The organism is Georgenia sp. G2120 (assembly GCF_055326485.1).
The window spans coordinates 112,629-125,353 of record NZ_JBUZNL010000008.1; the positions used below are offsets into that span (position 1 = coordinate 112,629).

General features: G+C 73.5%; 11 protein-coding genes. 9 read left to right on the plus strand and 2 right to left on the minus strand.

What is annotated here, in order from left to right:
• Nucleotides 1-15 precede the first annotated feature (15 nt).
• The 3 genes from ACZLMO_RS10495 to ACZLMO_RS10505 all read left to right on the plus strand — a co-directional run bounded on the left by ACZLMO_RS10495 (nt 16) and on the right by ACZLMO_RS10505 (nt 2,311).
• A complete protein-coding gene (locus ACZLMO_RS10495) occupies nt 16-975 on the plus strand; it encodes a TetR/AcrR family transcriptional regulator (RefSeq protein ID WP_463653714.1) in 960 nt (319 codons plus the stop codon).
• A 40-nt stretch (nt 976-1,015) separates the two neighbouring features.
• Nucleotides 1,016-1,435 carry a nucleotide pyrophosphohydrolase gene (locus ACZLMO_RS10500; RefSeq protein WP_425712920.1) on the plus strand — a complete coding sequence of 140 codons (420 nt, stop codon included), beginning with the start codon at nt 1,016-1,018 and terminating at the stop codon, nt 1,433-1,435.
• A gap of 147 nt (nt 1,436-1,582) precedes the next feature.
• Nucleotides 1,583-2,311: a DUF998 domain-containing protein gene (locus ACZLMO_RS10505; RefSeq protein WP_463653715.1), complete on the plus strand. Its 729-nt coding sequence runs from the start codon at nt 1,583-1,585 to the stop codon at nt 2,309-2,311.
• 143 nt (nt 2,312-2,454) lie between these two features.
• On the opposite strand, the gene ACZLMO_RS10510 is transcribed toward ACZLMO_RS10505, so the two are convergent.
• Nucleotides 2,455-3,027 carry a hypothetical protein gene (locus tag ACZLMO_RS10510; RefSeq protein WP_463653716.1) on the minus strand — a complete coding sequence of 191 codons (573 nt, stop codon included), beginning with the start codon at nt 3,025-3,027 and terminating at the stop codon, nt 2,455-2,457.
• Between the two features lie 348 nt (nt 3,028-3,375).
• Between ACZLMO_RS10510 and ACZLMO_RS10515 the strand changes: the two genes are divergently transcribed.
• From ACZLMO_RS10515 to ACZLMO_RS10525, 3 genes are all read left to right on the plus strand, one after another.
• A complete protein-coding gene (locus ACZLMO_RS10515; protein ID WP_463653717.1) occupies nt 3,376-4,125 on the plus strand; it encodes a Crp/Fnr family transcriptional regulator in 750 nt (249 codons plus the stop codon).
• 194 nt (nt 4,126-4,319) lie between these two features.
• The gene (locus ACZLMO_RS10520) at nt 4,320-4,559 is read left to right on the plus strand and encodes a heavy-metal-associated domain-containing protein (RefSeq protein ID WP_463653718.1); all 240 of its coding nucleotides are present in this window, start codon (nt 4,320-4,322) and stop codon (nt 4,557-4,559) included.
• 35 nt (nt 4,560-4,594) lie between these two features.
• A complete protein-coding gene (locus ACZLMO_RS10525; RefSeq protein ID WP_463653719.1) occupies nt 4,595-6,556 on the plus strand; it encodes a heavy metal translocating P-type ATPase in 1,962 nt (653 codons plus the stop codon).
• Here the strand turns inward: ACZLMO_RS10525 and ACZLMO_RS10530 are convergent.
• Nucleotides 6,496-7,200 (minus strand): hypothetical protein, encoded by a 705-nt coding sequence (locus ACZLMO_RS10530; RefSeq protein ID WP_463653720.1) that lies wholly within the window; start codon nt 7,198-7,200, stop codon nt 6,496-6,498. The two genes, ACZLMO_RS10525 and ACZLMO_RS10530, sit on opposite strands and share 61 nt — an antisense overlap.
• A 126-nt stretch (nt 7,201-7,326) precedes the next feature.
• On the opposite strand from ACZLMO_RS10530, the gene ACZLMO_RS10535 reads away from it, so the two are divergent.
• The 3 genes from ACZLMO_RS10535 to ACZLMO_RS10545 all read left to right on the plus strand — a co-directional run bounded on the left by ACZLMO_RS10535 (nt 7,327) and on the right by ACZLMO_RS10545 (nt 12,645).
• Nucleotides 7,327-10,893, plus strand: coding sequence for a hydantoinase B/oxoprolinase family protein (locus ACZLMO_RS10535; protein WP_463653721.1), 3,567 nt, complete (start codon nt 7,327-7,329; stop codon nt 10,891-10,893).
• A 169-nt stretch (nt 10,894-11,062) separates the two neighbouring features.
• On the plus strand, nt 11,063-11,476 hold the full coding sequence (locus ACZLMO_RS10540; RefSeq protein WP_425712912.1) for a YccF domain-containing protein: 414 nt from the start codon (nt 11,063-11,065) through the stop codon (nt 11,474-11,476).
• 257 nt (nt 11,477-11,733) lie between these two features.
• Complete coding sequence (locus ACZLMO_RS10545) at nt 11,734-12,645, plus strand: TRAP transporter substrate-binding protein (protein WP_425712911.1); 912 nt, start codon at nt 11,734-11,736, stop codon at nt 12,643-12,645.
• Nucleotides 12,646-12,725: the final 80 nt, after the last annotated feature.

The window sequence follows — 12,725 nt, forward strand, 5'->3', positions numbered from 1 at the left end:
AGAACGAGGATCCCGATGGACGACCAGAGCACTCCCCCCGGACGCCGGCCCCTGCCGTGGACGCGCACGACCGCGCCCGCCACGCAGCCTCCCCCGGCGCCACCCGCCGCCTCTGCTCCTCCGCGTCCGACCACGCTCGAGCCGCTCTCCCCGACCGAGCTCGACCCGCACCCGGAGGACAACCGCCCCTCACGGCGCCGGGCGACGATCTCCGGCCGCCCGTTCGAGCCGTGGCTCGCCGCGGGCGACCGCCTGCCGCCACCCGGCGGGTACCACTTCGACCCGAGCGAGGCCCGCGCGGGTCGGGCGCGGATGGCGCGGCGGACCCCCGTCGTGGCCCCGCGCCGCGGACCGGGGCGGCCGCGAAACGCCGACGCCGAGCGCAAGGCGTTCGCCGCGGTGCTCGAGCTGTTCGGCCAGCGCGGCTGGGCCGGACTCTCGCTCGATTCCGTGGCCGCGGAGGCGGGACTGGGCAAGTCCTCGATCTACCTGCGGTGGACGGACAAGCAGGCGCTCCTCATCGACGCCCTCAAGCACGTCGACGTGACGGTCGTGGCGCCGGACGCGGACGGTGCCGACGCCCCGACCGTGCGCGACCTGCTGATCTTCGCCGCCAACCGGCGGATCAGCCAGTACGGCGGCACGTTCGGACCCGCGCTCTACCGGCTCAACATCGAGGCGCGGATCTACCCCGACGTCTTCGACACGATCTGGCAGGAGACGATCGGGGCGAGCATCCGCGACCTGACGGTCACGCTGCTCGAGCGGGCCGAGGGCGAGCACCAGCCGACGGAGGAGGACGCGACCGACCTCATCGCCTCGGTCGAGGGCACCGCCATGTACCTGGCCTTCGTCGCGCACCCCGCCGCGCTGCCGGGGGCCTCCGACCTCCACGAGCGCATCGAACGCATGGTCGACCGGCACCTGCGCGGCATCCGCGAGCACATGGCGCGGCGGGCGAACGGGCTCGAGTAGCCGCCACCCCCGCACCAGCCCGGCACGGTAGAACGGCCTCATGGACCTCGAGCACGTACGCGACTCCCTGCGGACCTTCGCCGACGAGCGGGACTGGGCGCAGTTCCACTCCCCCCGCAACCTCGTCCTCGCCCTCGTCGGCGAGGTCGGCGAGCTGGCCGAGCTCACGCAGTGGCGCACGGACGACGAGCTGCACGCGCTCGCCGCGACCCCCGACGGCGCACGCGCCCTCGGGGACGAGCTCGCCGACGTCCTGTCCTACCTCGTGCAGGCCGCCGACAGCCTCGGGCTCGACCTCGGTGCGGCGTGGGAGGCCAAGATCGAGGCGAACGCCGCGAAGTACCCGGCCGAGCTCGCCCGTGGGTCGAACGCGAAGTACACCGCCTACCTGCCGGGGCCGGACGGCCCGACCGCAGAAACGGGCACGACGACGAGCACGACGCCGGACGAGCAGGGCTGAACTTCCCGCGACCGTCGTTTGACCACGACCCGCGGGCCGACGAACCTGGACCGAGCACGGCCGCGGGCGTCATCCGTCCCGACAACCGCATTCGCATTCGCCACGAGTCGCCGACCACCGTCCGGCGCGAGAGCACGAGGAGACCAGGTGCCCGGCGCCCCCACCCGACCGATCCCCAGGGCCGCCCTGCTCGGCGCCGCCCTGTGGACGATCCTCCCGCTGTACTGGCTGGTGGAGATCGTCGTCGCCTCGCGGGTGACCGCCCCGTTCTCCTTCCTCACCCACACGATCTCCGACCTGGGCGCGTCGGCCTGCGCGTGGATCCCCTACCGGTGGGGCTGGGTCGAGGTCTGCTCGCCGTGGCACCCGCTGATGAACGGCGCGTTCGCCGCGTTCGGCATCCTGCTCGCGACCGGCGCGTGGCTCGTCAGCACCGCGCTCCCGCCGTCCCGGCTGCGCGCCGTCACCCGGGCGCTGTTCGTCTGCGCGGGGCTCAGCGCGATCGGCACGGCGCTCGTCCCGATCAACACGATCATCGACCTGCACTCGCTCGTCTCCGTGCCGATCTTCTTCTTCGCCCCGGCCGCCGCGACCCTGCTGGCGTTCCAGCTCGACCGCGAGAGCGGGGCGCTGCGCACGGTGGGCGGGCTCGGCGTCGGGATCGGGGTGTTCTGCCTCGGCTCCGCGATCGTCACGGTCACCCTCGTCTCGATGGACCGGAACTGGTCGATCCCCGAGCGCCTCACCCTGTGGCCGCTGCCGCTGTGGGCGTCGATCCTCGGCATCACCCTCGTCCTCGAGGCCCGACGCCGGAGGCGCGCGTCGCGCCCGGACGCGCCTCTCGCGCACGCCGCCGGGCCGCGCAGCGTCGCCTGACCGGCTGAGTCACTGCACCGACGCTGCCTCGTCGGCACGAACCACCGACCGACGACGAAGGCCCGGTCGGGGTGACCTGCAGGTCGCCCCGACCGGGCCTTCTCGGTTCGCCCGGGGGGCGCGAACCGATGGACCGGCGTCGGTCAGTCGCCGGAGTCGGCCGACCAGCCCGACTCCGCGGACCACCCGGAGGCCGCCGAGACGCCCGAGTCTGCCGAGTAGTTCGGCGCGGGGACGGGCGCCGGGGCCGGCGCGGGAGCCGGGACGGGCGCGGGGGCCGGCGCGGGGGCCGGGGCCTGCTGGCGCGGCGCCGGGGCAGGGCTCGGCGCGGACGGGGCGGAGACCGGGCTGACCGGCGAGACCGGTGAGGGCGCCGAGACGGGGCTCGGGGCCGAGACCAGGGACTGCGCCGAGACCGGCGACTGGGCCGAGACCGGGGAGGCGGTCGACGGCGCGCTCGGGGTGCGGTCGGCCGAGTGGGCGGTGACGGCGGAGGTGTTGCTCCGCGGGTCCGCGGGGTCCACGGCCGAGGGGGCCGAGAGCAGCGGCGTCGAGAGCTGCGGGAGCACGCGCAGCTCGCGGCCGTCCGCGCTCGTGGTGGCGCCGCCGGAGGCCGACTCCGACGCGGACTCGCCGTCGGCGATGGCCACCGAGCTGCCGGCGACGATCGCGGCCGCGGCCAGCGTGCCGGTGGTGATCCACATCGTCTTGCTCATGGTCTGTCCTCTCGTGGCCCTGCGGCCGATCCTCGGACGGGCCCTGTGGCCGTCCTCCTTGATGACCTCTACTGTGCCGACCCGATCTGTGGCACCGAGGACACCGTCGTGAGCGACCTGTCATCTCCGTGAGAGGCGCCTCCCGCCAGGGAGACCGCCGGCCGCGGGGTGCCGAGAGCTGCGGGGTCGCGGCAGCGAGGACCGAGGGTCGGGATGCGTGGGGCCGAGAGCCGAGGATCCGGACGGGACCACGGGGACAACGAGCCCAGAACTCCTGATCGGGCTCCTATCCTGGCCACGGGCCCACCGGAGCGGACGGCACCGGGACGGACACGAAGGGCAGGAGCCATGACCGAGCGGCGACACACCCCGCTCACCGAGCCGGTCATCGACCCGCACGCCTGCACCCCGCAGCTCCGCCTCGCGGTGCTCGGGCGCGACCCGCTGTTCACCGGCCTCCCTCCCGCCGAGCTCGCCGCCGTCGACACCCACTTCCGCGCAGGGCACTACGCGGCGGGCGAGCCGATCTATCACTCGGGCGATCCCGCCGACCGTCTCTTCATCCCCGCCGCCGGCCTCAGCCGCGTCTCGCGTACCGCGATCGACGGCCGCGAGACCCTGCTCGGGCTGCACGGACCCGGCGAGTCGTTCGGGGCACTGCCGTCGCTCGGCGTCGGCACCTACCCGGACGACGCCCGCGCGCTGACCTTCACCTGCCTCCTGCACGTGAGCAGCGAGCAGTTCGCCGCGCTCGTCGACGAGCTCCCCCGAGTCGCCGTCGCCGCGCTCCACCGGATCGGGCAGCGGCTCGCCGAGGCGCACGAGTTCGTCCACCTGCTCTCCGGGGCGCCGCTGGAGCAGCGGCTCGCCGCGGCCCTGCTCGTCCTCGCCGAGAAGATCGGCGAACCCTGGGAGGGGATGACGCTCCTGCAGGCCCCGCTCGGCCGCGAGGACCTCGCGGCGCTCACCGGCTCGGCGACCGAGTCCGTCAGCAGGCTGCTCAGCCGCTGGCGACGGGACGGCCTCGTCGAGTCGGGCCGCCGCTGGGTCGCCCTGGCGGACATCGACCGGCTCGCCGCCGTCCGCGACGCCGCCTGACCCGCGCGCCCGGCGTCGATCCCGCGGCCGCGGCCAGGACCCGCACGGCAGCGGGTCGTGACCGGGTGGGCGACCGGTCTCCCCCCGCCCGGAAGGGCCGTTCGCGGTTGATTGACGCGCGTCATGTTGCCCTCGGGCGCGCCTTCCTACGGTGAGGGACATCAGCACCCGCACCGACGAGAAGGGCACGAGTCATGACCACGACGACCACCCCCACCACCCGTTCCACCTTCCGCGCCGAGGGGTTCTCGTGCCCCTCGTGCGTGGCGAAGATCGAGAAGCAGGTCGGCCGCCTGCCCGGCGTGCACGACGTGACGGTGCACTTCTCCTCCGCACGCGTCGTCGTCGACCACGACCCCGCGCTCACCTCCACCGACGACGTCGTCGCGGCGATCGCCAGGGCGGGCTACACGGCCACGCTCTCGGCGTTCTGACGGCGCCCGGCACCGCTGGGGAGGAGAACACTCACATGAGCACGATGCGCAGCCGGTGGCGGGGCCCCTGGGGCGTCCCTGTCGCCGCCGGCGTCCTCATCGCCACCGCCTTCGTCGCCGAGTACGCGCTCGGCTCGCTGCTCGCCGGCCGGATCCTCATGGCGGCCGCGGCGGTCGTGGCCGGCGCACCGATCGCCGTCAAGGCGCTCCGCGCCCTCATGGTGCGCACCATCGGCATCGACCTGCTCGTCACCGTCGCCGCCGCCGGCGCGCTGGTCATCGGTCAGGTCTGGGAGGCGGCCGCGGTGACGTTCCTGTTCGCGCTCGGCCACGCCCTCGAGGCGAGGACGATGAACAAGACGCGTTCGGCACTGGCCGAGCTCGTCGCCGTGGCCCCCGACGTCGCCGTCGTCCTGCGCGACGGCGAGCAGGTCGAGGTCCCGGCCGCCGCCGTCGCCACGGGCGAGACCGTGCTCGTGAAGAACGGCGCCAGGGTGCCCGTCGACGGCATCGTCGTCGGCGGGACCGGGGCGCTCGACGAGGCCTCCATCACCGGCGAGTCGATCCCCGCCGAGAAGACCGAGGGGGACCAGGTCTTCGCCGGCACGATCTCGCGCAGCGGGTTCCTCCAGGTCGAGGCCACCGGAGTAGGCGCGGACACCACGCTCGCCCGGATCATCCACCGCGTCGAGGAGGCCCAGGACGCCAGGGCCCGGACCGCCGCGTTCATCGACCGGTTCTCCCGCTGGTACACCCCGGGCATCATGGTGCTCGCCCTGCTCGCCGGCCTCGTCACGGGCGACGTCGTGCTCGCGCTGACCCTGCTCGTCATCGGCTGCCCGGGCGCTCTCGTCATCTCGATCCCGGTGGCCATCGTCGCCGGCATCGGCCGCGCCGCCCGGGACGGCATCCTCATCAAGGGCGGCGAGTACCTGGAGACCTCCGCACGGATCGACGCCGTCGCCGTGGACAAGACCGGCACCCTCACCGAGGGCACCCCGCACCTGACCGACGTCGTCTCCCTGGACCCGGACTGGTCCGAGGACGACATCCTCGCCTGGGCCGCCCGCGGCGAGGCCGGCTCCGAGCACCCGCTCGCCCGGCCGATCCTCGACGCCGCCCGGGAGCAGGACCTCGGCACCCCGGGCCTGCCCGAGTCGACCGAACCCGTCCCGGGCAAGGGCATCGCCGCACGGACCGGCGGCCGCCGGGTGCTCATCGGCAACGCCGCCCTGCTCGAGCAGTTCCACGTCCCCGACGCCGTCGGGGCCGCGGCCGAGGCCGACCGCCTCGCGTCGGCCGGCCGCACGCCGATGATCGTCGCGGTCGACGACGCCGTCGTCGGGGTCGTCGCCGTCGCGGACCGCGTCCGCACCGACGCCGCCCGCATGGTGCGCGAGCTGCACGAGGCGGGCGTGAAGACGGTCGTCATGCTCACCGGCGACGCCCCACTCGTGGCCGAGGCGATCGGGCGGGCCACCGGCGTCGACGAGGTCCGCGCCGGCCTGCTGCCGGAGGACAAGCTCGACGCCGTGCGCGACCTGCAGGAGCAGGGGCACACGGTCGCGATGGTCGGCGACGGCGTCAACGACGCCCCCGCCCTGGCCACCGCCGACATCGGGGTGGCCATGGGGGCGGCCGGTTCGGCCGTCGCCGTCGAGACCGCGGACATCGCCCTCATGGGCGACAACCTCCTGCGGCTTCCCGAGGCGATCGGGCTGGCCAGGCGCACGGTGTCCGTCATGCGGCAGAACATCGCGATCGCGCTGATCACCGTCGCCGCTCTGCTCGCCGGCGTCTTCGCCGGAGGCGTGACGATGGCGATCGGGATGCTCGTGCACGAGGCCTCGGTGCTCGTCGTCATCGTCAACGCCATGCGGCTGCTGCGCCTGCGGCGGGCGGCGGGCTCCGACACGGACGCCCCGGCGGCGTCGGGTCAGAGGGTCGCGCAGTACGCGGCGCCGGCGTCGACCGACTCGTCCAGCTCCTCGGTGTGAATCGTCATGAGCCCGCGCACCGCACCCTCGGCCGCCCGCGACAGCTCGTCGTGCCCCGGCACCACGTGGCCGTTCATCCCGCCCATGACTCCGGAGAAGCCCCCCACCTGTGCCATGACGACGGCGTCCTCGTCCGGCGCGTCCGGACCGATCGTCAACCACTCCTCGGCGGACCGACCGTCGTCGCTCACGGCCGTCACGAGGGCGCACGCGTAGGCGACGCGGGACTCCTCCGCGACGTCGACCTCGCCGTCGGGCAGGCCGCGCTCCTCACAGGCGGCCACCAGGCCGTCGAGGCCCTCGGTCATCATCTCGGTGTCGATCCGCGAGATCCCCTGGTGCACCGAGGTCGCATCCTCGAGCAGGTCCTCGTACCCCGGGAGCGGGGCCTGGGTGGTGGCGCCGAGCATGCCGGAGGCACCGGCGACCATGAGCACCTCCGCCTGCGTCTCGTCGCCGATGAATCCCTGCCACTGGTCGACCGGGGTCGCGCTCGCCTCGATCGCCAGGGCGCAGGCCTGGGTCGCGAGGCCGTCGGCGTCGGTCGCAGGCACCGCCTCCTCCGCGCCGGCCCCGCACCCGGCGGCGGCGAGCAGCCCGGCCGTCCCGAGTGCCAGGGCACCGGTCCTCGTCGTCGTCGACATGTCACCTCTCCGCATCGGCTCCCGTGCACTCGCGCGGGTCTCCCACCAGGGTAGGTGGCACGACCGAGCGCGACGCCCGGCCCGAGGCGGGCATGTGCCGGCGCATCGCCCGCCTAGGCTCGCGCCATGACGGGATGGCAGTTCTGGATCGACCGCGGCGGGACGTTCACGGACGTGGTGGCCCGCCGCCCGGACGGATCGCTCGCCTCGCACAAGCTGCTCTCCCACGACCCGGACCGCTACGCGGACGCCGCCGTCGCCGGCATCCGGCACGTGCTCGGCCTCGCGCCCGGGACGCCCGTGCCCGCCGACGACGTCGAGGTCGTCCGCATGGGCACCACGGTCGCCACCAACGCCCTGCTCGAGCGGACGGGCGAGCCCACCGTCCTCGTCGTCACGCGCGGGTTCGCCGACGCGCTCCGGATCGGCTTCCAGGAGCGGCCGCACATCTTCGAGCGACGCATCGAGCTCGCCGAGATGCTCTACGACCGCGTCATCGAGGTCGACGAGCGGATCACCGCCCACGGCGAGGTGCTCACGCCGCCCGACCTGGCCGGCCTCGAGCCCGAGCTGGCCCGCGCCCGGGCCGACGGCATCGACGCCGTCGCCGTCCTGTGCCTGCACAGCCACCTCCACCCCGAGCACGAGCGGGCGATCGGCGACCTCGCGCGCCGCCTCGGGTTCGGGCAGGTCTCGATCTCCAGCGAGGTCAGCCCACTCATGCGGGTGGTCCCGCGCGGCGACACCACGGTCGTCGACGCCTACCTCTCCCCCGTCCTCGCCCGGTACGTCGACCAGGTCGCCGCCGAGCTGCCCGGCGTGCGGCTGCTGTTCATGCAGTCCTCCGGCGGCCTCACCGAGGCCCACACCTTCCGCGGCAAGGACGCGATCCTGTCCGGCCCCGCCGGCGGCATCGTCGGCATGGCCGAGCTCTCGGCGCGCTCCGGGCTCGACCGGGTCGTCGGCTTCGACATGGGTGGCACCTCCACCGACGTCTCCCACCACGCCGGGGAGCTCGAGCGCGACTTCCACACCGAGGTCGCGGGCGTCCGCCTGCGGGCGCCGATGCTCGCGATCCACACCGTCGCCGCCGGGGGCGGATCGATCCTCCACGTGACGGACGGCCGGCTGACGGTCGGCCCGGACTCGGCCGGCGCCGACCCCGGGCCCGCCTGCTACCGCCGCGGCGGCCCGCTCACGCTCACCGACGCCAACGTCCAGCTCGGCCGGATCGACCCGGACTCCTTCCCGCACGTCTTCGGCCCCGGCGGGGACGAGCCGCTCGACCGCGAGGTCGTCGACCGGCTGTTCACCGAGCTGGCCGAGCGGCTCGCCGAGGAGACCGGCCACCGTCGCACCCCCGAGGAGGTGGCGGAGGGGTTCCTCGACGTCGCCGTCACGACGATGGCCGGCGCCATCAAGCACGTCTCCGTCCGGCGCGGCCACGACGTCACCGACCACGCTCTGACGACCTTCGGCGGCGCCGGCGGCCAGCACGCCTGCCGGGTCGCGGACGCGCTGGGCATCTCCACGGTCCTCGTCCCGCCGATGGCCGGCGTCCTGTCCGCGCTCGGGATGGGACTCGCCGACGTCACGGCGATCCGCGAGACCTCGGTCGAGACCGTCCTCGACGACGACGCCGCCCCCTCGCTGAGCGCCGTCGCCGAGGAGCTGGCCGGTCAGGCGCGCGGCGCGGTGGCCGGTGAGGCGTCGGGCGAGGTCGCGGTCTCCGCGCGGGCGCACCTGCGCTACGAACGCACCGACACGGCCGTGCAGGTCCCGCTCGGCCCGCCCGCGCAGATGCGTGCCGCGTTCGAGGAGGAGCACCGGCGCACGTACTCCTTCCTCCTCGACCGCCCGCTCGTCGTCGAGGCCGTGTCCGTCGAGGCCGTCGTCCGCTCGCCCCGGCCGACGATCGCCGCCGACGACGCCGCAGGCGGCGGCACCGCCGAGGTGACCATGCACGTGGGCGGGACGACCCGCGAGGTGCCGCTGCGGCGTCGGGCGGGCATCGGCGCCGACCCGCTCGAGGGACCGGCGATCGTCGCCGACCCGGACTCCACGACCGTCGTCGAGCCCGGGTGGCGGGCCCGCGTGCTCGAGGACGGCGCGCTGCTGCTCGAGCGGTCGAGCCCGCGCGAGGCCCCGAACGCGGGCACGGTCGCGGACCCGGTCATGCTCGAGGTGTTCAACAGCCTGTTCATGTCGGTGGCCGAGCAGATGGGCGCGCGGCTCGAGGCGACCGCGCAGTCGGTCAACATCAAGGAGCGGCTCGACTTCTCGTGCGCCCTGTTCGACCCGACGGGGCACCTCGTGGCCAACGCCCCGCACATCCCGGTCCACCTCGGGTCGATGGGCGCCACCGTCCAGGAGGTCCTGCGGCGCCGGGGGGACCGGCTGCGTCCCGGGCAGGTCGTCGCCGTCAACGACCCGTACCACGGGGGCACGCACCTGCCCGACGTCACCGTGGTCACCCCGGTCTTCGACGACGACGGGACCGAGCTGCTGTTCCTCGTGGCCTCGCGCGGCCACCACGCGGAGATCGGTGGGCTCACGCCGGGCTCGATGCCCGCGACGTCGACGACGGTGGACGAGGAGGGGATCCTGTTCGACGACTGGCTGCTCGTCGACGACGAGCGCTTCCGCGAGGCCGCGACCGAGGAGCTCCTCACCTCGGGGCCCTACCCCTCGCGCGACCCGGCGACGAACCTCGCCGACCTGCGTGCCCAGGTCGCCGCGAACGCGACCGGCGTGAGCGAGGTGCGGGCGCTCGTCCAGCGCTACGGGCTCGAGGTCGTCCAGGCCTACATGGGGCACGTCCAGGACAACGCCGAGGAGTCGGTGCGCCGCGCCGTCGCCCGCCTGAGCGGCGGGACGTGGGACTACGAGACCGACGCGGGCGCGCACATCCGGGTCCGCATCGAGGTCGACCGCCAGGCGCGCGAGGCGACGATCGACCTCACCGGCACCTCCGCCCAGCTGGGCACCAACCTCAACGCCCCGACGGCGGTGACCTGGGCCGCGGTGCTGTACGTGTTCCGCACCCTCGTCGAGGCGGACATCCCGCTCAACGACGGGTGCCTGCGGCCGCTGCGGATCGTCGTGCCGGAGGGGTCGATGCTCGCGCCGGAGCACCCCGCAGCGGTGGTCGGCGGCAACGTCGAGACGTCGCAGGCGGTGACGAGCGCGCTGTACGGCGCCCTCGGGGTGCTCGCGGAGGGCGCGGGGACGATGAACAACGTGACGTTCGGCAACGAGCGGTTCCAGTACTACGAGACCCTCGCGTCCGGCTCCGGCGCGGGCGACGGGTTCGACGGCACCGACACGGTCCAGACCCACATGACGAACTCGCGGCTCACCGACCCCGAGGTCCTCGAGTGGCGCCTGCCGGTGCTGCTGGAGTCCTACGCGGTGCGGCACGGGAGCGGCGGCGCGGGGCGCTGGCGCGGCGGGGACGGCGGCGTCCGGCGGATCTGCTTCCTCGAGCCGACCACCGTCAGCCTGCTCACCGGCAACCGGCGCGTGGCCCCGTTCGGTGCGGCCGGCGGGTCCCCGGGTGCGCCGGGGCGGAACCGGGTCGAGCGCGCGGACGGCGAGCTGGTCGAGCTCGGCGGCGTCGCGACGGTCGAGGTGGGACCCGGCGACGTACTCGTCGTCGAGACCCCCGGGGGCGGCGGGTTCGGCCGCCCCTAGCCCGTTCACCGAGACTGCGGTTGGTGCTCGTCGAGATTGCGGTTGGGAGCCATGACTGGTCGAGAGTGCGGCTCAGGGCCGCGATGGTCGGGCGTGCAGTTCGGCGTCGTGCATGTCGCTCGTCGTCGTCGGCCGACACCGCCGGGCGACCCGCACCTACCGTGGTGCCATGCGCATCCTCGGCAACATCCTGTGGTTCGTCCTGGCCGGGTTCTGGCTCTTCCTGTTCTACGTGATCGCGGGGATCATCGCCTGCCTCCTCATCATCACGATCCCGTTCGGCATCGCGTCGTTCCGGCTCGCCGGCTACGTCGTCTGGCCGTTCGGTCGCCGCGCGGAGTTCCGACGGGACTTCGGCATCCTGCACGTCGTCGCCAACATCATCTGGATCGTCCTCCTCGGCTGGGAGCTGGCGATCGTCCACCTGTTCGCCGGGGCGCTGCTCTGCCTGACGATCGTCGGCATCCCGTTCGGGATCGCGTGCTGGAAGATGGTGCCGCTCGCCTTCCTCCCGTTCGGCACGCACATCGTGCCGGTGCGCAGCCGGGCCGAGGACCCGTTCGCCGCGGCGCCGGGGCGCTGACTGCGCCCCGACCGGCCCGGCACATCTGCGACACACCAAGAACCTCGCCCTGAGACCTTGACGTGCAAGCGCTTGCATGCAAAGTTCCCACCACCCGACAAGGAGGTAGGGACACCATGCGACGACTACGAGTTCTGACAGTGGCGACAGGCGGGGCACTGGCCCTGGGAGGCTGCGGCTTCCTCACCGGCGACGACGGCGGCGGGGACTCAGGGGCGGGCGGCGGCGAGTGCGAGCCGACCACGCTGCGAGTCGCCATGATTCGAACTGCCAACGACCCAGGGACGATCGCAGCCGAGGAGCTGTCTGAGCGCGTCTCCGAGCGCACGGACGGTGACGTCGACGTCCAGATCTATCCGGACAGTCAACTCGGAGACATGAACGACGCCTACGCCGGCGTCGCGAGCGGGGAGATCGACGCCTACTACGAGACGATCTCGACGTACTCGACCCTCGAGGGTGCCGAGGCGTTCACGGCGCTCACCGTGCCGTTCCTGTGGGACAGCTACGAGCAGTTCGAGGCGGTCCTGGAGACGGAGGAGTTCGCCGAGCTCTTCGACGAGGCGGCGGAGGCCACCGGCGTTCGAGTCGTCGATGCGTCAGGGGACAACGAGCCCCGAGCCCTGACCGCGAATCGCGCGATCGAGACCCCCGACCAGATGGAGGGGCTCAGAATCCGAATCGCGGACGCACCGATCCCTCAGGCATTCGCCGTGGCTCTCGGGGCCGAACCTCAGGTCATCGCCTTGTCCGACCTGTACTTCTCTCTTCGCCAAGGCGTGGTCGACGCCCAGGAGACCGGATCCATTGCCGTCGTCAACAACAGCATCTACGAGGTCCAGGACTACTACATGCCGACGGACTACATCCGGGACGTGCGCGCCTGGTACCTCAACGACGACCTGTGGCAGGGCATGTGCGAGGAGCACCGCACCATCCTCGAGGAGGAGATGGAGCAGGCGGGCGAGGACGTCACCGAGTCCACGCGTGCCGAGCTCGAGTCCGCCATGGAGGTCATCGAGGAGAACATGACCGTCGTCGACGTCGACGTCGACGCCTTCCGCGAGGAGCTGGACGGCGAGTTCGACCAGTTCGACGGCGACCTGTGGCCCGAGGGCACTCTCGACATGGTCGAGGAGCTGGCGGCCGAGCACGCCGACGCCGCCTGAGGCACCGGGAGGGGCGGGCGAAGAACGCCCGCCCCCATGTGCAAGCGCTTGCACGAACACTGATTCGAAGGAGAGGCGAT

What these genes read in the sequence shown, in the direction of transcription:
- ACZLMO_RS10515 (WP_463653717.1), top strand. Translation starts at nt 3,376, where the DNA reads ATGACCGAGCGGCGACACACCCCGCTCACCGAGCCGGTCATCGACCCG.
- ACZLMO_RS10520 (WP_463653718.1), top strand. Translation starts at nt 4,320, where the DNA reads ATGACCACGACGACCACCCCCACCACCCGTTCCACCTTCCGCGCCGAG.
- ACZLMO_RS10510 (WP_463653716.1), bottom strand. Translation starts at nt 3,027, where the DNA reads ATGAGCAAGACGATGTGGATCACCACCGGCACGCTGGCCGCGGCCGCG.
- ACZLMO_RS10535 (WP_463653721.1), top strand. Translation starts at nt 7,327, where the DNA reads ATGACGGGATGGCAGTTCTGGATCGACCGCGGCGGGACGTTCACGGAC.
- ACZLMO_RS10500 (WP_425712920.1), top strand. Translation starts at nt 1,016, where the DNA reads ATGGACCTCGAGCACGTACGCGACTCCCTGCGGACCTTCGCCGACGAG.
- ACZLMO_RS10495 (WP_463653714.1), top strand. Translation starts at nt 16, where the DNA reads ATGGACGACCAGAGCACTCCCCCCGGACGCCGGCCCCTGCCGTGGACG.
- ACZLMO_RS10540 (WP_425712912.1), top strand. Translation starts at nt 11,063, where the DNA reads ATGCGCATCCTCGGCAACATCCTGTGGTTCGTCCTGGCCGGGTTCTGG.
- ACZLMO_RS10525 (WP_463653719.1), top strand. Translation starts at nt 4,595, where the DNA reads ATGAGCACGATGCGCAGCCGGTGGCGGGGCCCCTGGGGCGTCCCTGTC.
- ACZLMO_RS10545 (WP_425712911.1), top strand. Translation starts at nt 11,734, where the DNA reads ATGATTCGAACTGCCAACGACCCAGGGACGATCGCAGCCGAGGAGCTG.
- ACZLMO_RS10530 (WP_463653720.1), bottom strand. Translation starts at nt 7,200, where the DNA reads ATGTCGACGACGACGAGGACCGGTGCCCTGGCACTCGGGACGGCCGGG.